The 26,308-nt window shown below is 70.7% G+C and carries 25 protein-coding genes, 1 tRNA gene and 1 pseudogene; 16 read left to right on the top strand and 11 right to left on the bottom strand.

What is annotated here, in order from left to right:
- Nucleotides 1-21 precede the first annotated feature (21 nt).
- The 4 genes from ACYVF3_RS04620 to ACYVF3_RS04605 all read right to left on the bottom strand — a co-directional run bounded on the left by ACYVF3_RS04620 (nt 22) and on the right by ACYVF3_RS04605 (nt 2,703).
- The gene (locus ACYVF3_RS04620; protein ID WP_461153003.1) at nt 22-1,098 is read right to left on the bottom strand and encodes a hypothetical protein; all 1,077 of its coding nucleotides are present in this window, start codon (nt 1,096-1,098) and stop codon (nt 22-24) included.
- Nucleotides 1,099-1,124: 26 nt separating this feature from the next.
- Nucleotides 1,125-1,739, bottom strand: a complete 615-nt coding sequence (locus ACYVF3_RS04615; RefSeq protein ID WP_461153002.1) for a hypothetical protein — start codon at nt 1,737-1,739, stop codon at nt 1,125-1,127.
- 345 nt (nt 1,740-2,084) lie between these two features.
- On the bottom strand, nt 2,085-2,543 hold the full coding sequence (locus ACYVF3_RS04610; protein ID WP_461153001.1) for a RidA family protein: 459 nt from the start codon (nt 2,541-2,543) through the stop codon (nt 2,085-2,087).
- Nucleotide 2,544: 1 nt separating this feature from the next.
- On the bottom strand, nt 2,545-2,703 hold the full coding sequence (locus ACYVF3_RS04605) for a DUF4177 domain-containing protein (protein ID WP_132623662.1): 159 nt from the start codon (nt 2,701-2,703) through the stop codon (nt 2,545-2,547).
- A 219-nt stretch (nt 2,704-2,922) separates the two neighbouring features.
- Here ACYVF3_RS04605 and ACYVF3_RS04600 point away from each other — a divergent pair, with 219 nt between their 5' ends.
- Both ACYVF3_RS04600 and ACYVF3_RS04595 read left to right on the top strand, forming a co-directional pair.
- Nucleotides 2,923-3,924: an ArsA-related P-loop ATPase gene (locus ACYVF3_RS04600; protein WP_461153000.1), complete on the top strand. Its 1,002-nt coding sequence runs from the start codon at nt 2,923-2,925 to the stop codon at nt 3,922-3,924.
- On the top strand, nt 3,921-5,060 hold the full coding sequence (locus ACYVF3_RS04595) for an ArsA family ATPase (RefSeq protein WP_461152999.1): 1,140 nt from the start codon (nt 3,921-3,923) through the stop codon (nt 5,058-5,060). The genes ACYVF3_RS04600 and ACYVF3_RS04595 overlap by 4 nt, the downstream gene beginning before the upstream one ends.
- Nucleotides 5,061-5,126: 66 nt before the next feature.
- Here ACYVF3_RS04595 and ACYVF3_RS04590 read toward each other — a convergent pair whose 3' ends face one another.
- The gene (locus tag ACYVF3_RS04590; RefSeq protein WP_145740121.1) at nt 5,127-5,426 is read right to left on the bottom strand and encodes a WhiB family transcriptional regulator; all 300 of its coding nucleotides are present in this window, start codon (nt 5,424-5,426) and stop codon (nt 5,127-5,129) included.
- Nucleotides 5,427-5,850: 424 nt separating this feature from the next.
- On the opposite strand from ACYVF3_RS04590, the gene ACYVF3_RS04585 reads away from it, so the two are divergent.
- A complete protein-coding gene (locus ACYVF3_RS04585; RefSeq protein ID WP_461152998.1) occupies nt 5,851-8,118 on the top strand; it encodes a transglycosylase domain-containing protein in 2,268 nt (755 codons plus the stop codon).
- A gap of 34 nt (nt 8,119-8,152) precedes the next feature.
- Complete coding sequence (locus ACYVF3_RS04580; RefSeq protein WP_461152997.1) at nt 8,153-8,938, top strand: siderophore-interacting protein; 786 nt, start codon at nt 8,153-8,155, stop codon at nt 8,936-8,938.
- A gap of 98 nt (nt 8,939-9,036) precedes the next feature.
- Here ACYVF3_RS04580 and ACYVF3_RS04575 read toward each other — a convergent pair whose 3' ends face one another.
- The gene (locus ACYVF3_RS04575; protein ID WP_461152996.1) at nt 9,037-9,507 is read right to left on the bottom strand and encodes a GatB/YqeY domain-containing protein; all 471 of its coding nucleotides are present in this window, start codon (nt 9,505-9,507) and stop codon (nt 9,037-9,039) included.
- A 69-nt stretch (nt 9,508-9,576) separates the two neighbouring features.
- Between ACYVF3_RS04575 and ACYVF3_RS04570 the strand changes: the two genes are divergently transcribed.
- The 8 genes and pseudogenes from ACYVF3_RS04570 to ACYVF3_RS04535 all read left to right on the top strand — a co-directional run bounded on the left by ACYVF3_RS04570 (nt 9,577) and on the right by ACYVF3_RS04535 (nt 14,704).
- Nucleotides 9,577-10,539: a metallophosphoesterase gene (locus ACYVF3_RS04570; protein ID WP_461152995.1), complete on the top strand. Its 963-nt coding sequence runs from the start codon at nt 9,577-9,579 to the stop codon at nt 10,537-10,539.
- 50 nt (nt 10,540-10,589) lie between these two features.
- Nucleotides 10,590-10,663, top strand: a tRNA-Pro gene (locus ACYVF3_RS04565).
- A gap of 279 nt (nt 10,664-10,942) precedes the next feature.
- The gene (locus ACYVF3_RS04560) at nt 10,943-11,986 is read left to right on the top strand and encodes a phenylacetaldoxime dehydratase family protein (RefSeq protein WP_461152994.1); all 1,044 of its coding nucleotides are present in this window, start codon (nt 10,943-10,945) and stop codon (nt 11,984-11,986) included.
- A gap of 485 nt (nt 11,987-12,471) precedes the next feature.
- Nucleotides 12,472-12,675, top strand: coding sequence for a cold-shock protein (locus tag ACYVF3_RS04555; RefSeq protein ID WP_145740133.1), 204 nt, complete (start codon nt 12,472-12,474; stop codon nt 12,673-12,675).
- Nucleotides 12,676-12,979: 304 nt separating this feature from the next.
- Nucleotides 12,980-13,240, top strand: coding sequence for a hypothetical protein (locus ACYVF3_RS04550; RefSeq protein WP_461152993.1), 261 nt, complete (start codon nt 12,980-12,982; stop codon nt 13,238-13,240).
- A 77-nt stretch (nt 13,241-13,317) separates the two neighbouring features.
- Nucleotides 13,318-13,545 carry a hypothetical protein gene (locus ACYVF3_RS04545; protein WP_461152992.1) on the top strand — a complete coding sequence of 76 codons (228 nt, stop codon included), beginning with the start codon at nt 13,318-13,320 and terminating at the stop codon, nt 13,543-13,545.
- Nucleotides 13,546-13,720: 175 nt separating this feature from the next.
- Complete coding sequence (locus ACYVF3_RS04540) at nt 13,721-14,179, top strand: TspO/MBR family protein (protein WP_461152991.1); 459 nt, start codon at nt 13,721-13,723, stop codon at nt 14,177-14,179.
- Between the two features lie 55 nt (nt 14,180-14,234).
- Nucleotides 14,235-14,704 (top strand): annotated as a pseudogene (locus ACYVF3_RS04535) (DUF1203 domain-containing protein).
- On the opposite strand, the gene ACYVF3_RS04530 reads toward ACYVF3_RS04535, so the two are convergent.
- Nucleotides 14,705-15,652 (bottom strand): EamA family transporter, encoded by a 948-nt coding sequence (locus ACYVF3_RS04530; RefSeq protein WP_461152990.1) that lies wholly within the window; start codon nt 15,650-15,652, stop codon nt 14,705-14,707.
- Between the two features lie 38 nt (nt 15,653-15,690).
- Between ACYVF3_RS04530 and ACYVF3_RS04525 the strand changes: the two genes are divergently transcribed.
- From ACYVF3_RS04525 to ACYVF3_RS04515, 3 genes are all read left to right on the top strand, one after another.
- Nucleotides 15,691-16,227: a CGNR zinc finger domain-containing protein gene (locus ACYVF3_RS04525; RefSeq protein WP_461152989.1), complete on the top strand. Its 537-nt coding sequence runs from the start codon at nt 15,691-15,693 to the stop codon at nt 16,225-16,227.
- 49 nt (nt 16,228-16,276) lie between these two features.
- Nucleotides 16,277-18,112, top strand: coding sequence for a S9 family peptidase (locus tag ACYVF3_RS04520; RefSeq protein ID WP_461152988.1), 1,836 nt, complete (start codon nt 16,277-16,279; stop codon nt 18,110-18,112).
- A 368-nt stretch (nt 18,113-18,480) separates the two neighbouring features.
- Nucleotides 18,481-19,539: an NADH:flavin oxidoreductase/NADH oxidase gene (locus tag ACYVF3_RS04515; protein WP_461152987.1), complete on the top strand. Its 1,059-nt coding sequence runs from the start codon at nt 18,481-18,483 to the stop codon at nt 19,537-19,539.
- A gap of 46 nt (nt 19,540-19,585) precedes the next feature.
- On the opposite strand, the gene ACYVF3_RS04510 is transcribed toward ACYVF3_RS04515, so the two are convergent.
- Nucleotides 19,586-20,125 (bottom strand): Dps family protein, encoded by a 540-nt coding sequence (locus ACYVF3_RS04510; RefSeq protein WP_461152986.1) that lies wholly within the window; start codon nt 20,123-20,125, stop codon nt 19,586-19,588.
- Between the two features lie 78 nt (nt 20,126-20,203).
- Complete coding sequence (locus ACYVF3_RS04505; RefSeq protein WP_461152985.1) at nt 20,204-20,761, bottom strand: NADPH-dependent FMN reductase; 558 nt, start codon at nt 20,759-20,761, stop codon at nt 20,204-20,206.
- 172 nt (nt 20,762-20,933) lie between these two features.
- On the opposite strand from ACYVF3_RS04505, the gene ACYVF3_RS04500 reads away from it, so the two are divergent.
- Nucleotides 20,934-22,001, top strand: a complete 1,068-nt coding sequence (locus tag ACYVF3_RS04500) for an alpha/beta hydrolase (RefSeq protein WP_461152984.1) — start codon at nt 20,934-20,936, stop codon at nt 21,999-22,001.
- Nucleotides 22,002-22,183: 182 nt separating this feature from the next.
- Here the strand turns inward: ACYVF3_RS04500 and ACYVF3_RS04495 are convergent, their stop codons facing one another.
- Together ACYVF3_RS04495 and ACYVF3_RS04490 are read right to left on the bottom strand one after the other, a co-directional pair.
- On the bottom strand, nt 22,184-24,646 hold the full coding sequence (locus ACYVF3_RS04495) for a helix-turn-helix transcriptional regulator (RefSeq protein WP_461152983.1): 2,463 nt from the start codon (nt 24,644-24,646) through the stop codon (nt 22,184-22,186).
- A 121-nt stretch (nt 24,647-24,767) separates the two neighbouring features.
- Entirely contained in the window at nt 24,768-26,123 is a 1,356-nt protein-coding gene (locus tag ACYVF3_RS04490; RefSeq protein WP_461152982.1) for an Hsp70 family protein, read from the bottom strand.
- Between the last annotated feature and the right edge of the window lie 185 nt (nt 26,124-26,308).

Below are 26,308 nucleotides of genomic sequence, written 5' to 3'. Positions count from 1 at the left end.
CGCCGAACAGCGTCGGAACGATCAGCGCTGCTGCGGGGTGTAGACCTGCTGCTGGTTGGCCGCTATCGGCGGGAAGCCGCCGGTGCCGCCCGGCATGGTGGAGCTCCAGCCCTCTTCGCCGTTGTCGGCCTTGGGCTGGCGCTTGGCCGGTCCGTCCTGCTCGCGGTGCGCGAGCTCTTCGTGCAGCTTGCGCAGCAGGTTGCGCTCCCGGTCGGTCAGCTTGGCGTCGACCGCGGCGGGAACGCGCATCATCACACCCGTCTGCTCGGCCGCTGCCTCGGGTTGTGCATCCTGGGTTGGCTCACCGGGAAACTCGTGCTGCGGCTCGGCCACAGCGTGCGACACCCCCTCCGGCCTGGACTCCTCCACCGGCGCCTGCTGAGCGGGCGGCGGTGCAGGTGCAGGTGCGGCGGGTTCTTCGGGCTGCCTGCGCTCCACGACCTGCTCGGGGCGAGGCACCACGGGGGGAGCCGCCCTCTCCGCGGGCGCGACCTCCAACCGCACCCTCCGCGCGCTCGACAGCGCGTCGCGGTGGTACTCGGGCAGGTCGGCCCCGGTGGAGAAGACGTCGACGGAGTAGCGAAGACCGGCCCGGCGCAGTGCCGAGACCAGCTGGAAGGCGACCGCGGGCCCGGAACCGTCGGGACCGACCTCGGCCAGCAGCACGCCCTGCGGCACCGCGCCGTAGCTGGTGCCCGCGGGCGTGGTCCGTTTGGTGATCCACAGTCCGCGCAGCCCGGCGAGACGTCCGCCGATCTGCTTGAGCGCGATCTCCAAGCCGGAGTCGTCGGTGTCGGGAGCGCTGAACTTGTGGTTCTCCGGCAGCAGCGACTCGACCACCTTGAGGCGGTCGGCCAGCTGTCGGTTCGAGCGCGTCTCGTCGAGCACGCGGCGCAGGTGGTACTGCTCGGCGGCGGTCACCTCGATCCGCCCGGCCAGCAAGCACCCCGCGAGGTATTCGGCACCGGCGTCGGGCTGGCCCAGCCCGAGCAGCTCGCGAGCGCCGTCGATGCCGTCGTCATCCACGCGTCCGGTCACGGCCAGCAAGAGGCTGTGCAGCCGGTCGACCGGCCCGGCGGCCTCTGCAACGTCCACCACGAATGCCTCCTTCGACTACCGGTCGCTCAGCCGCGGCGACCGGCGAATTCTTCGGCTCCCGCGCACACCAGCGCCGACTCTTCGATCGCCATCCGGTGGTACGGGGTCGGTTCCAGGTCCTTGGGCACGACCTCGACGCACGGCGCTGAATCGCCGAGCGCGCGCAGCACGCGCTGGATCTCGCCGGTCAGCTCGGCGTAGTCGTCCGATGCGGACACGAGCACGACGAGCTTCGGGCTGCCGGAGTCGCGGCGGCGCCAGGTGTTGCGCACCTCGCGCACGCCGGCGCGCCCGCGCAGAGTCGCGCCGAGCACCAGCACCGCCGAATCGCCGACGTTCTCCGCCGGAGGTTCGGTGGTGAACGAGTAGTGCGGGGTGGTGTCCACGACGGCCGGCAGGATCGCGTTGACCACCGCGGGGTCCGCGCCCAGCGGCAGCAGCGCGTCGGAGAGCAGCCGGTGCTCCTCGTCGTCGAGCGCGATCCGCTCGCGCATCAGCGTGCCGGGCAGCAGTCGCGCCACGACCTCGGCCGCGCCACCGGCCAGCCAGTCCCGGTATCGCCACAGGTGCCGGTCGGGCAACCTGCCTGCCAACCGAAGCAACAGTTCGTGGCACAGCAGATCGGTTTCACGCACTGCCACGGCGCCCCTCCATGCCTAGTACTCCGGTCCCGGGCCCAGCCGCCGCTCCCCCGAACGCAGCTGCACCCTTCCAGGTGAACTTTGGTGCTACTGACCAGGTCGAGCAAGCCCTTGCACGACCCAAACGCAACGCGCTGGAATCAACATCCCCCATCTGGGCTACACCGAATAGAGCGAACACAGACCGGGGATGATCGCAGCGTACTTGTCGTAGTTGACCTTCGGAGCCCCGACACCGAAAAAATCGCGGCGCGGCGACGAGGAACACGCTGCGCGCACGAAAGCAAAACGCGGCGTCACCCCGCGTAGGGCGACGCCGCGCATCTCAGACCGAGAGGCCTGCGCTCACTCGACCTCGACGACCAGCTCCACCTCGACGGGCACGCCGAGCGGCAGCTCCGCGACACCCACGGCCGAGCGGGCGTGCTGCCCCGCCTCGCCGAAGACCTCGCCGAGCAGCTCCGAAGCGCCGTTCACGACGCCCGGCTGACCGGTGAAGCCCTCCGCGGACGCCACGAAGCCCACGACCTTGACCACCCGCACGATCGAGTCCAGACCGACCAGCGAGTCCACGGCGGCGAGTCCGTTGAGCGCGCAGATCCGGGCGTACTGCTGGGCCTCCTCCGCGCTGACCTCGGAGCCGACCTTGCCGATGCCTGCCGGCGAACCGGCGACCATCGGGATCTGCCCGGCGGTGAACACCAGCGAGCCGGTGCGCACGGCGGGCACGTACGCCGCCACGGGCTTGACCACCTCGGGCAGCGGAATGCCCAACTCCGCCAAGCGATCCGTCCACCGACCCATGTCAGGCCTCCTTCGGCCGCTTCAAGTAGGCCACCATCTGCTCGCCGGTCGGACCCGGCAGCACGGCGACGAGCTCCCAGCCGTCCTCGCCCCACTGGTCGAGGATCTGCTTGGTCGCGTGGCTCAACAACGGAACGGTGGCGTACTCCCACTTCTGCATACCGCGGAGCCTACTTTTCGCCCAGGTGGTCGTCCCGCTCGGCGGGGCAGGTGACCGAAGGCGATCGTTGCGGGGACGAATTGGCCACCGCCGCATCTCAACACCGGAATCGGGGACTTAGGGGTCCTTGCAGGATGCGGCGGAGCCGTTGCTTCAGGTGTGGGACTCACCCGCACCGCCAAGCAAGGCGATTCTCCAACGAGCCCTTACCCTGATCGCGTGACCTCATGGGACGGGGAGCTGGAACAGGCCAGGTTGCACGTGGTCAGCGGCAAGGGCGGGACCGGCAAGACCACGGTCGCGGCGTCGCTCGCACTTGCCCTGGCGACCGGCGGCAAGAAGGTGCTGCTCATCGAGGTCGAGGGGCGGCAGGGCATCGCGCAGCTCTTCGACAGCGCACCGCTGCCCTACTCCGAGGAGTGGATCGCCGCCGCGCCCGGCGGGGGTGAGCTGCGAGCGCTGGCCATCGATGCCGAGCCCGCGCTGCTGGAGTACCTGTCGATGTTCTACAACCTCGGGTTCGCCGGCCGGACGCTGCGCAAGATGGGTGCCATCGAGTTCGCCACCACGCTCGCGCCCGGGCTCCGGGACGTGCTGTTCACCGGCAAGATCAAGGAGTGCGTCGGCCGGACCGACGAGCGCGGTCGCTACGTCTACGACGCGGTCGTCGTGGACGCCCCGCCGACCGGGCGGGTGGTGAAGTTCCTCGACGTCACCCGCGCGATGGCCGACCTCGCCAAGTCCGGGCCGATCCGCGGCCACAGCGACGGCGTGGTGCGCCTCGTGCACTCCAGCAACACCGTGGTCCACCTCGTCACGCTGCTCGAAGAGCTCCCGGTGCGGGAGACCCTCGAAGCCGTCGAGGAGCTCGACGCCGCGGACCTGCGCCCCGGTGCCGTCGTGCTCAACCGGGTCCGTCCCGGCAGGCTCCCGGCGCGATCGGTGCCCGGCGCCGCCGAGGGCCGCGTCGACGCCGAGCGGGTGCGCGGCGGCCTGGAAGCCGCCGGGCTGAAGGTCGACGACGACACGCTCGACGGCCTGGTCCACGAGACCATCGAGCACGCGATCCGGCACCGGGCCGAGGACGCCGCGCGCGACCAGCTCGCCGCCACCGACCTGCCCACGGTCTCGCTGCCCGACCTCACCGCCGGGATCGACGTCGCCGAGCTCTACGAGCTCGCCGAGATCTTCACCGAACACGGCATCCGGAGCCCCCGATGAGCGAAACGCTGCGGCCGTCGCAGGTCGACGTCGACGCCCTGCTGGACGACCCCGAGACCCACGTCCTGGTCTGCTGCGGCTCCGGCGGTGTCGGCAAGACCACCACGGCGGCGGCGCTGGCGGTGCGGGCCGCCGAGCGCGGGCGCAAGACCGTCGTGCTCACCATCGACCCCGCCCGCCGGCTCGCCCAGGCCCTGGGACTGCGGGAGCTCGGCAACACGCCGAAGCAGGTGTCGCTGGAGGGCTTCGAGCCCGCGGGCGACCTGAACGCGATGATGCTGGACATGCGCCGCACCTTCGACGACATGGTGCAGATGCACGCCGGCCCGGAACGCGCCGAGCAGATCCTGAACAACCCCTTCTACCAGACCATTTCGACCTCGTTCTCCGGAACGCAGGAGTACATGGCGATGGAGAAGCTCGGCCAGCTCGCCGCCTCCGGCGAGTGGGACCTGATCGTCGTCGACACCCCGCCCAGCCGCTCCGCGCTGGACTTCCTCGACGCGCCGCAGCGGCTGTCCACCGTGCTGGACGGTCGGCTGATCAGGATGCTGTCGAGCCCGGCCCGCGCGGGCGGGCGCGGGATCCGCAAGATCGTCGGCGCCTCGTTCGGCATGTTCGCCAAGGCCGTGTCGACGATCATCGGCGGGCAGCTGCTCAACGACGCGGCGAGCTTCGTGCAGGCCTTCGACTCGACCTTCGGCGGGTTCCGGCAGCGCGCCGAGCAGACCTACCGGCTGCTGCGCTCGCCGGGCACGGCGTTCCTGGTGGTCGCCGCGCCGGAGCCGGACGCGCTGCGCGAGGCGTCGTACTTCGTGGAGCGGCTGGCCGGGGAGAAGATGCCGCTGGTCGGCCTGGTCGCCAACCGGACCCACCCGGTCGTCGCCGAGCTCGCGGGCACCAGGGCGACGGCCGTGGCCGAGCAGATCGAGGAGTCCGGTTCGGCGCCGCTGGCGGCGGCGGTCCTGCGGGTGCACGCGGACCGGGTCGCGATCGCCGAGCGGGAGAAGCGGATGCTCGCACGTTTCACCCGAGCGCACCCGGAAGTGTCACTCGTCGGTGTACCGGCTCTACCGTCCGATGTGCACGATCTGAGCGGCCTCCGCGAGATCGGCAGAAGGCTCGCCGGTGAATAGCAGATGAATCAGGCCGGGTATTAACGTTTTCAACGTTCAACACCCGGCCTGATCATTTCTCGGGGATCAGCTCACCTGAAACTCGGCGATATCGGAGTAATCCTGACGCGCTGCCTCAAGCAATTCGCGCCAGTTACGAACGTCCGGACGTCGGCGCAGCAGCGCCCGGCGCTCGCGTTCGGTCATTCCACCCCACACGCCGAATTCGATCTTGTTGTCGAGCGCCTCGCTGAGGCACTCCGTCCGCACTGGGCAGCCAAAACAAACCATTCGTGCTTTGCGCTGCTCAGCCCCGCGGACGAACAATTGATCCGGGTTCTGGTCTCGACACGCGGCGGTTACCCGCCAGTCCCCCTGCTCGAACATAGAGTTCCCCCAGCTCCTCACTGGATCGTCGGCGACTGTATTTCGTCCGGAGCCCCCCGGCACCGGATGCCGCGGTTCGGAAGTCGGGAGCCGAACCGCAGCAGTGCTGTCGCTGGACGTAGACGGACTGTAGAGCCCAGCGGTTCCACAACCAACCGACGGTTGTCGTCCCGTTATCTTTCACACTCACTACATCGGTTGGACTTCGGCCGTAACAGACCGTCACAGCGCGTGTACGTTTTAGGCTGGCGGAGTGCGTGCCCGAGACGGCTTGTTGAAGCTTTTCGGTCTGTGTGTGCTGGCTGGGGTGCTGGTCGCGGGATTGCTCTTCCCGGCAGCGGGGTCACTCGGAGTGGTTTCCAACCGCGCCGGAGACGCCGTGAACAGCATTTCCACGGACATGATGACCAAAGAACCGCCCCTTGTGACGACCATCACAGACAAGGACGGGCGGCCGATCGCCTACCTGTTCAACCAAGACAGGACGCCGGCCGCTCCGGACCAGATCGCCGACACCATGAAGGCGGCGATCGTGGCCATCGAGGACCGCCGGTTCTTCGACCACCAGGGCGTGGACTGGGCGGGGACCGCGCGCGCCGCCGTGACCAACCAGATGTCCGGCGAGATCGCGCAGGGCGGCTCCACGCTCACCCAGCAGTACGTGAAGAACTACCTGGTGCACGTCGTCGCAGCCGACGACCCGGTCAAGCAGGCCAAGGCGATCGAGCAGACCCCGGGCCGCAAGCTGCGGGAGATCCGCATCGCGCTGCAGGTCGAGAAGCAGATCAACAAGGAGCAGATCCTCGCCCGGTACCTCAACGTCGTGCCCTACGGCAACCAGGCGTACGGGATCTCCGCTGCCGCGCGCACCTACTTCGGCACAACGCCGGACAAGCTGACGATCGCGCAGTCGGCGCTGCTCGCGGGCATGGTCAACAGCCCCAGCGCGCTGAACCCGGAGACGAGTCCCGACGAGGCGATCAACCGGCGCAACCTGGTGATCCAGGCGATGCAGGACCAGCGCCGGATCACCCCGGAGGCCGCCGACGAAGCCCGCAACGCACCGCTCGGCCTGATCGACCCGCTGCAGAACATCCCCAACGGCTGCGTCGGCGCGGGACCGTCCGACGGGTTCTTCTGCCGCTACGTCATCGACTACCTGGAACGCGCCGGGTTCACCGAGGAGCAGCTCAAGTCGGGCGGTTACACGATCCGCACCTCGATGGACAAGCACGCCACCGACGCCGCCAAGGAGGCCGCCGAGCGCGGCGTGCCGAAGACGACCAAGGGCATCGCGAACGTGATGAGCGTCGTCGAGCCCGGCAAGGACAAGCACCGCGTGCGAGCGCTGGTCGCCAACCGCGACTTCGGCATCGACGCCTCGAAGGGCCAGACGTCCTACGCGCTGCCCAGCGGCATCGCGAAGTTCGGCGCCGGTTCGATCTACAAGGTGTTCACCGCGGCGGCGGCGCTGGAGAAGGGCATGGGGATCTACAACACGATCCAGTCGCCCGGTTCCTACACCTCGCAGGTCTACCGCAACGGCTCGAAGCCCTACACGGTCGGCAACGCGGAAGGCGTCGCACCCGGGCCGCGGACCCTGCAGAAGGCGCTCGCGACCTCGCCGAACACCGCGTTCGTGGCTCTGCAGGAGCGGGTCGGGCTGGACCCGACGGTCGACATGGCGGTCCGGCTGGGCATGCGGCAGACGCTGCTGCACAACACCTCGGCAGGCGACGCGGTCACGCCCAACAACTCCGGCGGGTTGCCGCAGGCCGAGGACGTCAAGCAGAAGAACATCGGTGCGTTCACGCTCGGGTTCGCCCCGACCAGCCCGCTGGAGCTGAGCAACGTCGGCGCCACGATCATGAGCGGCGGCACCTGGTGCCCGCCGACGCCGATCGAGCAGATCCTGGACCGCAACGGCAACCCGGTGTCGATCACCGAGGAGCCGTGCGAGCAAGCCGTCGACGAGCCGCTGGCCAACGCGATGGCGATCGGCATGAGCAAGGACGACCAGGGCGGCGGCACGGCGGAGCAGGCGGCCAGCGGAGCGGGCTGGAGCCGTCCGGTGGCGTCCAAGACCGGTACCACCGAAGCGCACCAGTCGGCCGGGTTCCTCGGCGCGACACCGCAGTACGCCGGTTCGGTCCTGACCTTCAGCGACGGCACCTCGCCGCAGGGCATCTGCGACTCGGATCCGCCGACGCTCTGCGGGGCCAACGGCGGCAACATCTACGGCGGCAAGGTCCCGGCGCGGACCTGGTTCAACGCGATGAAGGTGATCCACGAGGGCCTGCCGGTCGAACCGCTCCCGGAGACGACCGACCGGTACGAGAACGGCGGCGACGAGTTCCAGGTGCCCAACGTCGTCGGCCTGGCCAGCGACAAGGCCAAGCAGCGCCTGGAGGAAGCCGGCTACAAGGTCGTGGAGCGCTCGGTCAACAGCCAGCGCAAGAAGGGCTCGGTGACCAGCCAGACGCCGCGCGGGTTCGCGCTGCCCGGCGAGACGGTGACGCTGTCGGTGAGCACCGGTTACGTCCCGCCGCCGTCGCCGGAGCGCCCGCGTCCGGAGGCTCCGCCGCCCGTCGCCGGTCAGCCTCCGGGGCAGCAGCCGGACCAGCCCGGTCCTCCGGAGGTCCCGCCGGGCCAGCAGCCGGGCGGCCAACCGGGGTCACCACCGGGCCGGTGACCGGGCCTGTCGGGTGCTTCCTAGACTCGCCTGCGTGACGAGAGCGCAGGCGAGCACCCGACGTGCTCGGTCCCGCTACCGGCTGGTGCAGGTGCGGTCGACCGAGCGGATCACTCCGCGCATGGTGCGGGTGGTCCTCGGCGGTGACGAGCTGGCCGACTTCGTCAGCAACGGCAGCGATCAGCGGATCAAGCTCTGCCTGCCGCAGCCCGGCAAGCCGATGCCGCTGGGCCGCACCCGCGAGGAGGTCTTCGCCCTCCCCCGAGACGAGCAGCCCCGGCAGCGCACCTACACGGTCCGGTGGTTCGACGCCGAGCGCCTGGAGCTGGCGATCGACTTCGTGGTCCACGACCACGACGGTCCGGGCAGCGAGTGGGCTGCGGAGGCCGCACCCGGCGATCAGATCGTCACCGTCGGCCCCAGCCCCGCCTACCGGCCTCCGGCGGAGGCGGACCCGCTCGTGCTGATCGGCGACGAGACGGCGCTGCCCGCGATCGGCGCGATCCTCGAGGAGCTGCCCGCCGAAGCCCGCGTGCGCGTCTTCGCCGAGATCGCCGACGAGGCCGAGCAGCTGGAGACCGAGTCGGCCGCCGAGGTCACCTGGCACTGGCTCCACCGCGACGGCGTCCCGGCGGGCCAGAGCGGACTCCTCCTGGACGCCCTCCGCAGCGCGGAGCCGGGCCAGGACCCCTACGTCTGGATCGGCGCGGAAGCCGACGCGGTCCACCACCTGCGCGAGCACTGCCAGAACGAGCTCGGCCTGGACCGCCGCCACCTCTACGCCCTCGCCTACTGGCGTCAGAACACCCCCGACGACTGAGCGCACCACCCCGAGCGGGAGACGCCTTCCGAACTTCGCGCGAAATTCGAGTCCGCACTTCCGCAGGACTTCGCCCGAGATTCGAGAAGGCGGCCTCGTCAGGCCTGGAGCTGGGCCTTGACGGCGCCGGCGACCTTGCCGCCTTCGGCGCGGCCCGCGGCCTTGGCGTTGGCGGCCTTCATGACCTGGCCCATCTGCTTCATGCCGGGACGCTCGCCCAGCTCGGCCTCGACCTCGGCGATGGCCTCGGTGACCAGCGCGGACAGCTCGTCGTCGGAGAGCTGCGCGGGCAGGTAGCGGCGCAGGATCTCGGCCTCGGACACCTCGGAGTCGGCCTGCTCGTCGCGACCTGCCGAGCGGAACGCCTCAGCGGCCTCGTCGCGCTTCTTGGCCTCCTTGCCGAGCACCTTGAGGATCTCGTCGTCGGAGAGCTCCCGCTGCTGCTTGCCGGACACCTCCTCCTTGCCGACTGCGGCCAGCGCCATGCGCAGGACTCCGGTGACGGCGGTGTCGCGTTGCTTCATCGCTGCGGACAGGTCCGCCCGCAGCTTCTCCTTGAGCTCAGCCATGCGGTGATTATCGCGCCAGGCGCGCGGGTGGCGGGCCACCGACCCCGGTCGAGACGTAGGCTTGTGAAGGTGAACAAGTTCGGGCGGATTCTGCTCAGCACGGGCGCGGTCGGCGCCGCGACGCTCACCTACTCGGCGGCGATCGAGCGACGGCACTGGACGTTGCGCCAGGCCACGGTTCCGGCCCTCACCGAGGGCACGCCCCCGCTGCGGGTGCTGCACATCTCTGATCTGCACATGACGCCGAACCAGCGGTCGAAGCAGCGCTGGGTCGCCGAGCTCGCCGACCTCGACCCGGATTTCGTGGTCAACACCGGCGACAACCTGGCCCACCCGCAGGCGGTGCCCGCGGCGCTGCGCGCGATGGGGCCGCTGCTGAGCAAGCCCGGCGTCTTCATCTTCGGCAGCAACGACTACTACGGCCCGAAGCCGAAGAACCCGGCCCGCTACCTGCTGCCGTCGACGAAGACGAAGCGCATCCACGGCGAGCCGCTGCCGTGGCGGGACCTGCGCGCGGCGATGACCGAGCACGGCTGGCTGGACGCCACGCACCGCCGCCACGACATCGACGTCAACGGCACGAAGGTCCACGTCGCGGGCCTCGACGACCCGCACCTGCACCTGGACCGCTACGAGGAGATCGCGGGACAGCCGCCGGCCGACGCCGGGCTCAAGCTCGGCATCACGCACTCGCCCGAGCCGCGGGTGCTGGACTGCTTCGCCGAGGACGGCTACGACCTGGTGATGGCCGGGCACACGCACGGCGGCCAGCTGCGGGTCCCGGGCTACGGCGCGCTGACGACCAACTGCGAGCTGGACCGCGCCCGCTGCCGCGGCGCGTCGACCTGGGGCGAGAGGATGCACCTGCACGTCTCGGCCGGCCTGGGCACTTCGCCGTACGCCCCGGTCCGCTTCGCGTGCCCCCCGGAGGCCACGCTGCTGACCTTGCTACCGAGGACCGAGAAGCCCGCTACGAGCAGGGAAAACGCGGAAATCAGGGCCCCGTACGGAGCGGGCGAGAGCATCCGCTAAGCTGTATCCAGCGCTGAGGCGAGCACCCGAGATGCCTCAGAGCTGAAGATCGGGGTGTGGCGCAGCTTGGAAGCGCGCTTCGTTCGGGTCGAAGAGGTCGTGGGTTCAAATCCCGCCACCCCGACAAGGCAAAGGGCCTGGTCAGGACTCCGCAAGGAGTTCCGGCCAGGCCCTTTTCCATGTCCGGGGGACCCCGTTTGGGAGTCATTCCGGGAGATGTTCCGGTGCAGCGCCACTCGGCGCGCGCCGACTGCTGCCATCGCCCGTTGTCTGGATCTTTCGCCGTGCGAGCTCGATACTCGGCTGTGTCCGCTCGTTGATCGACATGCACGTTGGCCCTGGCCCAGCTTCTCGGTCGCCCGCGGAGCCGCACCAGTGCTGGGCCTGACCGGAGGTAGGCACGATGGAGTCGGCGATACCGCAGCACCTGGCGACCGAGCGCACGCAGCCCGCCGCGCTCCCACCGGGTTGGCAGCCGCCCCACCCCGGCTTCGTGGCCCGGTTCGCGCCCTCGGTCACCCACGTGGCCATGGCTTACCTCGGGGTTCAGCACCGGGCGGCCGAGCGGCCCGCGGCCGTCCGCGCGGCGCTGAGCGATCTCGCCGCTGCCTTCGAGCTCACCGACGGCCCCCGGCACGTGGACCGAGCCGGCTACGTCGACGAGAAGGGCTGCACGACGGTCATCGCGATCGCCTACTGGGATCAGCCCGACTCCTACGACCGATGGTTTCCCGCCGCCCGCGAGATGTGGCTCGGTGACCACCGCGCGAGCCCCGACGCCGGCTTCTTCATCGAAGCCGTGCGTCCGGCGACGACGAGGTTCGAGACGCTGTTCTCGAACGACCGTCCCGAGGGCGTCGCACTCGTCGCGGACGGGTTCAGCGGCGAGGTGACCGAGCACGAGTACTGGGGCGGAGCGCGTGACCGCATGCCGCTGGCTCAAACGGATCCGCTCGCACCCGGCGAGCCGCCCGCCGTCATCCATGACGGCGTCCGGCGACGAATTCGCCCCCAGCACAACATCTGCCTCATCCGCTCGGGCCAGGACTGGAGCGACGCCGACGGCGACGAGCGGCGCATGTACCTCGACGACATCGAGCCCACACTTCGCGCCGGAATGGATTTCCTGCGCGACGACGGGCGCACCATCGGCTGCTACGACAACCGCTACCTGCGCGTCCTCGATGACGACGGAACCGCTCTCGACAAGAGCTTCGGCATGAGCTGGTGGCACAGCATGACCGAACTCGACGACTGGGCCCGCGAGCACCCGACCCACAAAGCCATCTTCGGCGCAGCGATCCGGCACATGTCCACCCTCGGCCCGGCCGCGCGCTTGCGCCTCCACCACGAAGTCACCGTCGCCGCAGCCGATGAACAGCACTTCGAATACCTCGGCTGCCACCTGGAAACCGGCCTGCTCAAAGCCGCCGAACCCGCGTCCTGACGCGGTATCGCAGCCCTTCGCCTGCGGGTCAGCTCCTGTTGTTGCGGTAGGTCTGTTGCCATGCGCTGAGCGTGCGGCGGATCTCGTCATCGAGATATGCGCGGTCGCTCGGTCCTCGTAGCGGATGCGGACGTTGCGCATGTCCACGAGCAGATCCCGTTCTTCCGCCGGCTCGAAGTAGCCGACGCTGCAGGTTCCCGGACTCCCGCTGGCCGCATCCTGATCAGGGTAGGCCGGTCGCCGCGTTCCCCGCATCGAACGCGGCGCTCCGTCAACGGAGCTGGACGGATGTGGTGTGGCGTGTAGAGTGGGTGCCGGTCGTTGAATTTCTGGGTTCGTGTTGTCACATGCTCGCAGGATGTTGATGCGGGCGAGCTTCTTTCTTTGGTCGTAGCTGGAGTTAGCCGCCGTCTGAGATCCCCACGGCCCGGGCCTCCGCGCGGTGCGGATGCCCGTCATACCCCCAGCTCCTGAAGGAGATTGACATGGCACAGGGAACCGTGAAGTGGTTCAACTCGGAGAAGGGCTTCGGTTTCATCGCGCCCAACGAGGGTGGCCCGGACGTGTTCGTGCACTACTCGGCCATCGACGCGGCCGGATTCCGCACCCTTGAAGAGGACCAGCAGGTCACCTACGACGTCAGCCAGGGCCCCAAGGGCCCGCAGGCCGACTCGGTTCGCGTGGTCTGAGACCCCGCTGAGCTTCGCCCCGGCCCGCGCCTCGCGCGGGCCGGGACCCGCGGCCCCGCCCGGTACAGCTCCCGCACCCCCGGTGCGGTCGAGGCGTGCCGAGCGATCCGCCTGGAGCAGCGCGCTCGCCGCGACGACGCCGCCACCCGGCGCCCGACGACACAGCTGCTGCGACACCACTTCCTCTCCCCTCCGGTCGAGCCGCCCGCACACGCGGGTCCTGGTTCCCGGGGAACCTCGTTCCGCCTGAAGCCGCAACGCTTTCGCGTCGCGCCAGGCCGCCGCCTACGTGCATTGGAGCCCGATGCGGGCTGAAGAAGACCCGAACACGACCCCGTCCACCGAGTCCACATCGGACGAGCGAACGGCGGGGCACCGCGCCGATTCGATGCAGTACTCGCGCCACGTCGCGCGGACCCTGGCCGAGGACGCCTGGCTGATCACCGACGCCGAAGGTCAGCACACCGCGCGGATCATCGGCACCGAGCAGGACGCGATCGACCGCGCGCACGACCAGCTCGCCGCCTACGGCGGAGGTCACGTGCTCCTCACCGACGCCGACTGAACCACGCCGCCACCGGCGGCACACCGGGAACCACCGCGCACACACGCGGACTTCCCCTCCTTCGAAAGGAAGTTCACATGACAACTTTCACTCCCCCCAGGAACGACAACGAGATTCGCGCCGGCATCCCGACGCAGCACGCGGTGTCCGCCGGGCACACCGAGGCTCCGGTGGCGCCCGTGGTGTTCCTCGACCCCGTGACGCCCCAGGAGGCTCCCGAAGCCGACCACCGGCCGGCCCGGGACGAGGACGCCCTGCGCCCGCTCCGGACCCCGTTCATGACCGACGCGACCAGCCAGAGCTGATCGGCGGCAGCGCGGCTCGGCAAGGAGTCGTTCCAGAATGCGGCGGAGCCGTTACCTCAGGTGTGGGGCTCAGCCGGCGTCCGGCACGCTGCTGGGCGTGTTCGCCGCCAAGATGGCCGTGAGCCGTCCCGACTGATCCGGGCGCGTCGCCGGTCGCGGGGTGACAATCGGCGCCATGCGAGGGAAGTTTCTGGCCTGCACCAGCGCCGCGGTCGTCGCGACGGCGCTCATCGGCGCTAGCGGCGTGGACGCCGGGGGAACCTGGTTCCGGCGGCTCCGCACACCCGACTGGCAACCGCCTCCTCAGGCGTTCGGGCCGGTCTGGACGGCGCTGTACGTCGACATCGCGGTCACCTCGGCCGTCGCGCTGTCGCGGCTGCCCGAACGTTCGGGCTACGCCAGGGCGCTCGCCGCGAACCTGGCTCTCAACGCCGCGTGGCCCTGGATCTTCTGGGGAGCGAAGAACCCCCGCGCCGCCACCGCCGAGGCCGCGCTGCTGACCGCGAGCTCGGCCGACCTGGTCGCGCGCACCGCCAAGGTGAGCCCGGGAGCCGCGGCGACTCTCGTGCCGTACGTGGCGTGGTCGGCGTTCGCCACGACGCTCTCCGCCGCGATCGCCCAGCGGAACCCCTGACGGCGATGGCCGATTCCCGCCGGAACCGAACGCTCCCCCAGTCCACGATCGGTGCATGGACTTCCACGTGCTGCCCATCGCCCCGGACGTGCTCGACGCGCTGCGCGACGTCGACGACGCAGGCCACCGGAGGGAGTCGTACGTCGACGAGACCGAGGACGCACCGCTGCGCTGCTGCCTGCGGCGGAGTCGTCCCGGTGAGCGCATCGCGCTGGTGAGCTACGCCCCGCTGCGGCGGTGGGGCGCGCAACCCCGCGCCTACGACGAGGTCGGGCCGGTCTTCATCCACGCCCGGCCTGCCCCGGCCCGGACGAACCCGGGTGGCCGGAACCGCTGCGCGGAACGCGACGGGTCCTGCGCAGCTACTCGGCCGAGGGCCGGATCCTCGGCGGATGCCTGCTCGACGGGAACACCGGTGTCGCCGAACGGACTGCGTCCGACCTGCTCCTGGACCCGGCCGTGGCAGCCGTGCACGTTCGCGCGGTCGGGTTCGGGTGCTTCCTGTTCGAGGTGCGACGACGCTGATCAGACGGGTTCCCGGTCCGCCGTGCGGACGAGGACGACGCCGATGATGATCAGGACTCCGCCGAGGGCCACCGCCGGGCCGGGCTGCTGGTCCACGAGGAACCAGGCGAACAGCGCGCTCGTGACGACCTCGACGAGGGCCACGAAGGAGGCCAGCCGGGAACCGAGGCGGCGGGTCGCGGACGTGCCCGTCGCGTAGGCGATCGCGCCTGAGACCACACCGATCACGAGCAGCGGTGCCCACCAAGGGGTTTCGCCGATCGCGTAGACGACGGGATCGGAAGTCGCGCGCATCGGCAGGATTCCGACCGCTCCCAGCAGTGCCAGGGAGAGCGCGGCGACGGTCAGACCGGCACCCGCGAGGGTGATCGGCGGGAGGGCCCCGTCGGTCTCGCCGGAGACCAGGAAGTAGGCGGCGTTGCCGATCATCGCGGCGAACGCCCACGCCGCACCCGACCACGCGACCTCAGCGCCCGAAGCCAGGTCCAGCGCGAACACCAGTCCCGCGATGGCCGAGCAGGCCCCGAGGACGGTCAGCGGCCGAGGTCGCTGACCTCGCCGCAGCCACAGCCAGCCGACGATGGCCACCGGGGCGGTGAACTCGATGAGCAGCGCCGGCGCCACGTCCATCGTGCCGACCGCCGAGAAGTAGCAGAACTGGGTGCCCGCCAAGCCGAGCACGCCGTAGACGAGCACCGGCCGGACCTGCGCACGCAGCAGCCACCACCTGCCGCGCAGCGCGAGGAGCGCGAACGGCAGCAGCGTCAGCGCGCCGACGCTGAGCCGCACCAGCACGACCGCTCCCGGGCTCCACCCGGCTTCGAGCAGACCGCGCGCGAGCGCACCCGCCATCCCGAACGAGCCCGCCGAGAGCAACGCGAGCAGCAGTCCGCCACCGAGCCCCGGGGCAGCGCGCACACCAGCGCTGTCATTTGCCAACCGAGTCATGGCAGATGACGCTATGGACGGCCATGTAATATGTCAACATGATTTTTGGCCATGACACGGAGGGGGCGCTGCAAGCGGCCGTCGCGCTGGTCAACACCGCGGGCGAGCCCGACGCGCTGACCACCGTGCAAGCCGTCGACGCCTGGTACGCGGAGCACCGCTTCACCGGGCGACGCGACCGCGACGAGGCCGAGCTGGACGAGCTCCGCGCCCTGCGCCCGGTCCTGCGCGACCTGTTCACCACCGACCGCGACCGCGCGGCGCACCTGGTCAACGACATGCTCACCGAGGCCGACGCCCTCCCCCAGCTCGTGCGGCACGGGGGCGAGGACTGGCACCTGCACGCGGTCGGCTCCGGCGCCTCGGTGGCCCGCCGCGTGACCGTGGAGGCCGCGATGGCGATGGTCGACCTGGTGCGGCTCGACGAGATGTCGCGGCTGTCGGTGTGCGCCGACGAGAACTGCGAAGGCGTCGTCCTCGACCTCACCCGCAACCGCTCCCGCCGCTTCTGCAGCACCGCCTGCGCCAACCGGAACGCCGTCGCCGCCTACCGGGCCAGGAGCAAGAAGCGCTGATCACACCGGGTGCGCGCACCGACCGACACGATCGGGCAGTATCGGGGGCGTGAGCAGCTATCCCGAGGCGAAGATCCCCAGCACCCTGTTCGACGACCCGGAGCGCGAGGCCCGGTGGCGCGCGCGGTTCACGGCTCCGCGCGTGTCCCTGCCCGACTGGGCCCGGGACGCACCGCAGCGCAGCCTGTACGTGTCGAACTACAGCGGAACCTGGGAGATCTACGCCTGGGACCGCGATTCCGACGAGCACCGCCAGGTCACCGATCGTCCACAGGGGACGTTCCACGGGACGCTCTCGGTCGCCGGCGACAAGATCTGGTGGTTCGACGACACCGACGGCGACGAGTTCGGCAGCTGGATCGCGGAACCGTTCGAGTCCGGCAGCGCCGAACCCGCGATGCCCGGTACCCACCCCGGATACCCGGCGGGGCTGGAGCTCGGCAGCTCGGTGACCGCGCTCGGCATGTCCACCGACGACGGCGTCACGGTGTGGGTGTCGCGCGACGGCGGCGCGCCCGAGGTGCTCTACGAGCACGAGCAGGACGGCGGGCTCGCCGCGATGTCCTGGGACGAGACCATGCTCGTCATCTCGCACTCCGAGCACGGCGACTCCCGGCACCCCGCGCTGCGGGTGCTGCGCACCGACCGCTCCGCCGTCGCCGAGAAGTGGGACGGCTCCGGCAAGGCCCTGGACGCGCTGTCGTTCGCGCCGGTCGCGGGCGATCCCCGGCTGCTGGTGCTGCACGAGCGCCGCGGCAAGGAAGAACTGCTGATCTGGGACGTCGTCACCGACACCGAGACCGAGATCCGGCTGGACTTGCCGGGCGAGGTCTCCGCGGACTGGTTCCCCGACGGCGAGGCGCTGCTCATCGCGCACACCCAGCACGCACGCACCACCATGCACCGCTACGACCTGGAGTCCGGCGAGCTCACCGGGCTCGCCACCCCTCCGGGCACGGTCGCGGGGGCATCCGTGCGACCCGACCACGCGGTGGAGTACGTGTGGTCCTCGGCCGCCACCCCGTCGCTGGTGCGCACCGTCTCGGCGACCGGCGAGGATCGGGTGCTGCTCACCCCTCCCGGCGAGCGGCCGCCCGGCACGGAGGCCGTGGAGGACGTGTTCGTCGAGGTCCCGTACGGCCCGAACGAGTCGGTGCACGCGCTGGTCGCGCGGCCGGAAGGCGCCGGGGACGGCCCGATGCCGACCGTCTTCAGCCTGCACGGCGGCCCGCACGCGGCCGACGAGGACCGGTTCTCCGCCTACCGCGCAGCCTGGCTGGACGCGGGCTTCGCCGTCGTGGAGATCAACTACCGGGGCTCCACCGGGTACGGGTCGGCGTGGCGGGACGCGATCGAGGGGCGTCCCGGCACCACCGAGCTGGAAGACGTCGCCCGGGTGCACGACTGGGCGCTCGAAACCGGGCTGACCACTCCCGCGCTGAGCGCCGTCGCGGGCGCGTCGTGGGGCGGCTACCTGACGCTGCTGGCGCTGGGCACCCAGCCGGAGCGCTGGGCGGGCGGTGTCGCCGGCGTTCCGGTGGCCGACTACGTCTCGGCGTTCGCGGACGAGATGGAGCCGCTGCGCGCCTACGACCGGGCGCTGTTCGGCGGCGCCCCGGAGGAGATCCCGGAGGTCTACGACAAGGCCTCGCCGATCACCTACGTCGATCAGGTCCGCGCGCCCGTCCTGGTGCTGGCCGGTGACAACGACCCGCGCTGCCCGATCCAGCAGATCCTCAACTACCTGGACCGGCTGGGCGCGCGGGAGATCCCGTTCGAGTTCTACCGCTACGACGCGGGGCACGGATCACTGGTCGTCGCGGAGACGCTGCGACAGGTCGCGACCGAGATCGACTTCGCCCGCCGCGCGGTCGGTCTCGGCTAGGGGCGACGGCACCACGTCCCAGTTTTAGTCCAAACCGAGGACCCTCCGTGCCCGAAATGTCGGCTCGGTTTGGACTAAGGGGTCGTTTCAGAATGCGGCGGAGCCGTTGCTTCAGGTGTGGGACTCAGCTGGCACCGCTGTGGCCTTCCCCTGCGGGGATTTCTCACACGTCGTCTGGCGAGTACGCCGCGACGCCGTGTATTGGCATACATCAGGAGTGGCGCACGGAGTCCAGACGGCGTGTGAGGTTCCGCTACCCGCACCGCCAAGCAAGGTGATTCTGCAACGACCCCTAAAACTGGGACTCAGTGGCACCCGTCTCCCTCCGGGGCCGGAATAAGTCGTTCCGAGCGGCTGTCGTTCCAGGTGTGAGCCACCTCTTCGAACCGATCAAGCTGCGTGATCTGACCGTCCGCAACCGCGCCTGGGTCTCGCCGATGTGCCAGTACTCGGCCACCGACGGCGTGCCCAACGACTGGCACCTGGTGCACCTGGGCCAGTTCGCCATCGGTGGCGCCGGCCTGGTCATCGCCGAGGCCTCGGGCGTCGTGCCGGAAGGCCGCATCAGCCCGAACGACACCGGCATCTACAACGACGAGCAGGTCGCGGCCTGGCGCCGGATCAACGACTTCGTGCACGCCCAGGGCGCCGCCACCGGCATCCAGCTCGCGCACGCCGGGCGCAAGGCCTCCACCGGGCGGCCGTGGGACGGCGGCACCAGCGTCGACGAGTCCCAGGGCGGCTGGCAGACCGTCAGCTCCACCGCGAACGCCTTCGGCGACCTGACCGCGCCCCGCGCCCTCACCACCGAGGAGATCGGCGAGCTGCCCGGCCGGTTCGCCGCCGCCGCGCGCCGCGCCGACGAGGCCGACTTCGACGTCATCGAGCTGCACTTCGCGCACGGCTACCTGGCGCACCAGTTCTACTCGCCGCTGGTCAACGACCGCACCGACGACTACGGCGGAGACTTCGACAACCGGGTCCGCCTGCTGCTGGAGATCACCGACGCGGTGCGCGAGGTCTGGCCGGAGTCCAAGCCGCTGTTCGCCCGCCTGTCGGCCACCGACTGGGCCGAGGGCGGCTGGACCGGCGACGACTCCGTGCGCCTCGCGCGCCTGCTGGCCCAGCACGGGGTCGACCTGATCGACGCGTCGACCGGCGGTGCGATCCCGGACGCGAAGATCCCGGTGCGCTCGGGCTACCAGGTCCCGTTCGCGCGGCAGATCAAGCTGGGCGCCGAGGTCCCCACGGCGTCGGTCGGCCTGATCACCGCACCCGAGCAGGCCGAGGAGATCGTCGCCTCCGGTTCGGCCGACGCGGTGCTGCTCGGCCGCGAGCTGCTGCGCGACCCGCACTGGCCGATCCACGCCGCCGACCGGCTTCGCGGCGACAGCGTCTGGCCGGTGCAGTACGAGCGAGCCCGCTGACGCGTGAGGTGGGGAAGTTCTCATGAAAACTTCCCCACCTTCCCGCTCACGCGAGCTGGGCCTGCCACATCCAGTGCGACTTCTCCAAGTCGCTGGCGATGGCGATGAGCAGGTCCTGGCTGACGAGGTCGGTCTTGTCGGTTTCGTCGATGCGCTTGCGCAGCCGGGCGATGACCTCGCCCAAGCAGTCCACGACGGCCTCTATGACCTGGCCATCGGTGCGCCACCCGGACGGGAAGTCCGGCAGGCCCGATCCCTTGGCGACGGTCGCGGCCCGCCCGTCCGGGGACACGCCGATCGTCACGGCGCGCTCGGCGACGTCATCGGCGAATCCGCGAGCGGCGGTGACCAGCTCGTCGAGCTGCAGGTGGACGTCGCGGAAGAACTTGCCCACGACGTTCCAGTGCGCCTGCTTGGCGACCAGGTGCAGATCGATCAGGTCGAGCAGGGTGTCCTGCAACGCCCGCCCGGTGATGTCGCTGTCCGAGTCGTTGAGCGGACTGGTGATCGGCCCCGCGTTCTTCGCAGAACTCTTCTTCGCTGGGGTCTTCTTCGAATCGGCCTTGGATGCGCTCTTCTGGGCCATGGGTTCGCACAACCTCCTCAGAAACGTGCAGACCCGCTTCAGGGTGCTTGCCCGGAGGTACCCGCGCACTTCGGGTGATTACACCCGCTGCTCGGTGAACTCCACCACCTGTCGCCCGATGGTGCGCAAGGTGGCGGCGACCTTCTCGTCCTCGCAGGCCCCTCCGGGCCCGAAGCGGGTTTCCGCGGAGTTGACGGCTCCACCCAGCGGCGTCGGCCAGCCGCGCAGCGCGTGCACGACCGAGCGCAGCGCCTGCAGCGTGGTCACGGTCGCCTGCCAGCCGTAGGCGACGCCGATGCAGCCGACGGCTCGCCCGTCCAGGTAGGGCCGGTCGTCGCCGCGGAGGTCTTCGACGTAGTCGAGGGCGTTCTTGACCAGGCCGGACACCGTCCCGTGGTAGCCGGGAGAGGCGATCAGCACCCCGTCGGCCGCGCGCAGGGCCTCGACCAGCTCGGCCGCCTGGGCGGTCCGCTCGGTCACGTGCGGGTCGTAGAACGGCAGCACCAGGTCAGCGCCGGTGATCGCCCGGACCTTCGCGCCCGCTTCCCTCGCGCCCTCCAGCGCGGCGTGCAGCACGCGCTCGGACTGCGAGTCGGGACGGACCGAGCCACCGACCCCCACCACGGTCACCGTCATGTGCCGATCCTTTCACCCGAACCTGGGATCTGTCGCCCCCGTTGCGCCTGTGCGGGGTAACGCTAGAACCTCCAGTCCGCTGGAGGTCAAGATCGGCGAGCGAGCATCGGCGACTTGGCTACTTGCGGGTAACGTAAGACACGTCCACCACCTTCCCGGGAAGGCCACGCTCATGCCCAACGTCATCGAAGCGCTGCAACCCACGCTCGAAGGCGCCGCGATGCGCGCCGTTTTCGCTCTTCCCCAGCCCCTTCGCCGACTGATCGCCGGCCGTCCGGTCCAGCTCGACGGCCAGGAACTCGCGCTCGACGCGCAACTGCTGCTCAAGCTGCAGAAGCTCACCGGCCAGAACGGGCTGGCCGCCGCGACGGCGGAGAAGGCCCGCGCCGGGATGACCCACGCGACGAAGATCACCTCGGGCGCTCCGCTGCCCGGCGTGGTGGTCGCCGAACGGAGCATCCCGACCCGCGACGGCACTCTGCCCGCGCGCCTCTACCGCCCCGAGGGCCTCACCGAGACGAGTCCGCTGCTGGTCTACTACCACGGCGGCGGCTGGGTGATCGGCGACCTGGACAGCCACGACGACCTGTGCCGATTCCTCGCCAAGCACGCCGGGATCAGGGTGCTGTCGGTGGACTACCGGCTGGCGCCGGAGCACCCGTTCCCCGCGGCGCTGGACGACGCGCTGGCGGCCTACTCCTACGCCGTGGACAACGCCGCCGAGCTCGGTTCCGCGGGCGACGCGATCGCCGTCGGCGGCGACTCCGCGGGCGGCAACCTCGCCGCGGCTGTGGCGCAGCAGACGACCCGATCGGGCGGGCAGAAGCCGGTGTTGCAGCTGCTGCTCTACCCGGCGGTGGACGCGACCCGGCGGCGCCGCTCGCGGGAGCTGTTCGGTGACGGGTTCCTGCTCACCGACCACGACATGGACTGGTTCATGGCGCAGTACTCGCCGGACGAGGCGCACCGCAACGACCCGAGGCTGTCGGTGCTGCTCGCCGACGACCTCGCGGATCTGCCCACCGCGTACGTGGTGACCTGCGGGTTCGATCCGCTGCGCGATGAGGGCGAGGCCTACGCGAAGGCGCTGTCGGACGCGGGCGTGCCCGTCGTGGCCCGGCGCTTCCCCGACCTGATCCACGGGTTCACCAACATCCGCCCGGTCGGGACCCGCTTCGAGGAGGCCCTCTTCGAGATCGTCGGCACCGTCAGGGCCGCCCTCGACCTGCGCAAGGTCTGACCCTCCCCCGCGCCCGCCGATGCCTCGCGGGGTGTCGGCGGGTGCCTCGTGGGCAGTTTTGGTCCGAATTGTCCGGGCAAAAGGGACATTGATCATGGACGGTTCGGACCAAAACTGCCCCCTGCCGAGCAACTCCCCACCGGGAACGGCCGGTGGGCACCTGAGGTGTGCGCTCGGGTGGGTCAGTCCGGTGGTGGGGTGAGGAGTTCCCTGAGGCGGGTGAGGAGGTCTTCCCGGCTCGTGGAGCCGAGACGCTGCTTGATCCGGCTGATGTGGTGCTCGACCGTCTTGGCCGAGATGAACAGGCGCTTCCCGACCTGCTTGTAGGTCAGGCCCGCCACCACCAGCTCGGCCACCTCCTTCTCGCGCTCGCTGAGGATCTCCGAGTCGGAACCGGAGGCGTTGACGGCGCGCGGGCGCGGCGGCTTGCCCTGCAGGGCGCGGGCGCACTCCAGCAGCGCGAGCATGGCGCGGCGGTCCTGGGTGCGGATCGCGGCCTGCCCGGCTAGACGAGCGCCGTCCCAGGCCAGCCCGGCTCCGTGGAGGCCGCGGGCGATGCGCTCGACCTCCTCCTGGTCGACCTCGCCACCGAGCACCCGCAACCACATGCGGGCGGCCTCGGCCATCGCACCGGCGAGCGCGTTGTGGTGCGCGAACGCGTCGAGCCGGTCGGCGAAGCCGTGGGCGGCGTCGATCTCCTCCAGGACGATGGCCGCCTGCAACCGCTTCCACACCAGCATCGCTGTCCACAGTGGAGGATTGCCGAGCCGGTCCAGCAACGCCTCGGCCTCGTTCAGGTAGGGAGCGATCCACTCCTGATCCCGCAACCGGGCCGCCGCCACCACCAGTTCGCCCAGGGGCAGCAGCGAGAACAGGTCCACTGAGTGCTCGGCGGCAACCTGCCTGGCCTGGGCGCGGGCGTTGGCCAGCGCGGCCATGTCGTTGTCCCGGCTGGCGATCCCGGCCTCGATCGCGGTCGCCATCAGCCGGTCGCGGGCCGCCATCTCGCCGGTCTCGGGGATCTTCGCGCGGGCGGTGACGGTGTCGCCCTTGACCAGCGGGAGCCACGCGGCGAGCAACCGGTGCCGGTTGTGCAGCAAGGCGCCGCCGGCCCCGGTCTCCACCGCGCGGTCCAACGTGGACTGCGCGACGTCGAGCTCGCCGCAGTGCAGGGCCACCAGCGCGGCGACGGCCGCCGGGGTGTCGGGGACCATGACGTCGCGCCCCAGCGGATCGGACAGCGACGCCGCGCGCACCAGGGTGGACAGCGCGGTGGTGGCCGAGCCCGCGACGGATTCGCGCACGCCCGAGGCCATCTGGGTGGCAGCACCCGTCATCGAGGTCGGCGGCCCGGCGTCGTCGCCCGCCCGGAGCAGCTCCTCGGCCTCGGCCAGCCGGCCTGCACCGATCAGACCGACGGCGGCGAAGGCCGTGTCCCCGGACCAGCGCAGCTTCGCCGCCGACCAGCGGCACAGCTCCGCCGAGCGCTCCAGGAGCCCGCGGTGGGCCAGCACGCCGGCCGCGACCTGGACTCCCAGTTCCCGGTCCGGCGCGTTCTCGTCGACGATCACCCGGTCCGCCAGCCGCAGCGCCTCGTCCAGATCACCGGACACGGCCGCCGCCCTGGCCTGGCGGGCGATCACCGAGCCGGCCGGAACACCGGCCGACACCGCGGCCGCGAGCAGCTTCCCGGCCAGGTTCGGGGCGACCTGCACGGCCTCGTCACCGGCGCGCTCGAACGCCTTGGCCAGCGTCGCTTCCGGCAGCAAAGCCATCGGCGCCTCCAGCAGCGGCGCGACCAGCGGGAGCACCGGGCCACCCCGGGAGAGCTGGATTTCCACCAGTTTTCGCGTGATGCGCAACCGGAGTTCCCACGGAGTCAACCTGATCACCGCGGCGCGCACGATCGGCAGCAGCACGTCCTCGGCGCCGAGCATCGCGCCGGACCGCATCGCGGTCAGAACCGCGCCGACCTGCGCGCTCTCGGCACCGACCACGGCCGCGAGCAGGTCGGGGTGCGCGGCGGCGCCGACGGCCATCGCCGTGGCGCACGCCCAGCCGGTCTCGCCGAGCTGGTCCAGGTCGTGCTGGAAGTGGTCGAGCGCGCGAGCCGGCAGCTCGGCACGTCCGGGGACCGCCTCGGCGAGCAGCCGGGTCACGTAGCGCGGGACTCCGCCGGTCTGGGTCTGCACCCACCCGACCCAGTCCAGCGCGCTGCCACCGGCACGCTCGGCGATCTCCTCCAGCCCGAGAGCGGCGAGCAGCACGGGAGCTCCGAGCTCACCGATCAGCTCACCGAGGGCCGCGCTGCGGGGGCCCGGCCGGTAGGCGACCAGCAGCCGGACGCCGGGCCTGCGGGCGAGGCCGGCGAGCCGCAGCAGCAGCTCGTCGTCGAGCCGGTGCGCGTCGTCGACGAGCACCGCGCCTTCGTCGGCCCTGTCGAGGTCCCGAGCGCTCAGCACCGGCACGCCCGCCTCGCGGTAGGCGGCGGCGATCGCGTCGAGCAACGCGGTCTTGCCGAACCCGCCCGCACCCTGGATCCCCGCCACGACCGGCGAATCCGGGGAGGACTCGATGGCCGACCGCAATCCTGCCGCGTGCCCGTCCGGGACCAGGGCGGCGCGGGATGTCGTCGAGTGATTCACGCCTGCCTTCCTTGTCGTCCGGTCACCTGGGTCTAGCGGTCCTGATCAATGGGCTGACGGTGGCGAGGTCGGATCAGGTTGCGCGGTATGCCGTTCCGTTAACGAGTTCGCGGCGCTGGAGCTACTTGAACAGATCCACCACGCCGGTGATGGAGTGGTCCTTGGTCATGAAGGTGATCGCGATGCCCGCCGCGATCAGCAGCGTCGCGACCACCAACTTGATGATCTTCATGCGCTTCGCCCGCGTCTCGTCGGGCGGTTCGATCGGCAGCGGCTCGACCTCGATGGGCGGGCGTTCGACTGGTTCGGGTTCGTCATCGATGTCGTCGAGGGCGTCGAACCCCTCGACGCGCATCAGCACGCTCGTCTCCGCGACCGCGCCCCGATCGGTGTCGGTGGACAGCACCTGCTGCGCGGCCAGCGCGGCACCGCTCGCGGCGGTCAGCTCGGGCGCCACGTCGACCAGCGGCGGGGACTGCAGGCGGTCGGAGACCAACTGCTTGAGCAGCGGGGTGCGCGCGGTTCCGCCTGCCAGGAGCACGGTGTCGACGTCGTCGGGTCGCAGCGATGCCGACTGCACCGCCTGCGAGATCAGCTCGGGCACCCGCTCCAGGTGCGGGCGGGCCAGCTGCTCGTACCGGCCGCGGGAGACCGCGAACTCGGTGCGGACGCCGGGCAGCTCCACCCAGATCGACGCGCCGGCCTGGTGCGACAGCGCCTCCTTGGCCCGCACGCACTCGGCGCGCAGCTTGGCCAGCGCGGCCCGCTGGTTGACGTCGGAGGTGTCCAGAGCGCCGAGCTGCGTGGAGAACTGCTCGCCGACCAGCTCGAACAGGGCGTCGTCGAGGTCCTGGCCGGAGGGGTGGTCGCTGGTCAGCGGTGAGCCGACCACGTCGAACGTCCGCTGGCGGCGGCGCAGCACGGTCGCGTCGAAGCCGCTGCCGCCGATGTTGGCGACGACGAGCGGGTGCTGCTCCTCCACGCGCTGCTTGCTCGCGTAGTCGAGGGCGACGGCGTTCGGTTCGGGGATCAGCGTGACGTCGGTGAGGCCGAGCTGGGCCAACGCCTGCTGGACCAGGTGCACGCGGTGGGGACCCCAAGCGGAGCTGTGGGCGATGGCGATGTGCTCGGGCGGGTGCCCCTGCCGCTGGGTGACGGTGTCGGAGACCCACTCGATCATCGCGGCGACCAGGCGCTGGGCCGGGACGAACTCGCTGCCGACCACCAGCGGCAGGTCGTCGCCGAGCCGGCCGGTGAAGCCGCGGGCGACCCACTCGTGGTGGCTGACCTCCTGGCGGGCGGCGGCCTCCCCTGCCACGAAAGATCCGTCCTGGACCTTGCACAGCGCGGTGGGCACCACCGGGCCGCTGGTCGCCAGGGGCACGGGTGCCGTGGGCGTCCAGCGGCCACCGTTCCGCCTGGCGGTCGCGGCGGTCGTTACCGTCGCGCCCAGGTGAACGCCCAGGACGTAAGGCATGCAATCCCTTCGTATCACCGGCTGGCCGAGTGCCAGGTTCCCCGATCGAGGGTCTAGCGCACGGCTGGGGTGCACACAATTTAGCCGCATCCGATTACGGAGCGGTTCATGACTCCCCCCCCCTACCCCCCAACGGGCTACCCAACCGATCCCCTAATAGAGATCTCGATGACTAGGAGTCGTAC

This window comes from Saccharopolyspora tripterygii (assembly GCF_054778355.1).
The sequence above is the reverse complement of the archived record's forward strand: the minus strand, read 5'-3'. Positions and strand labels throughout refer to the sequence as shown.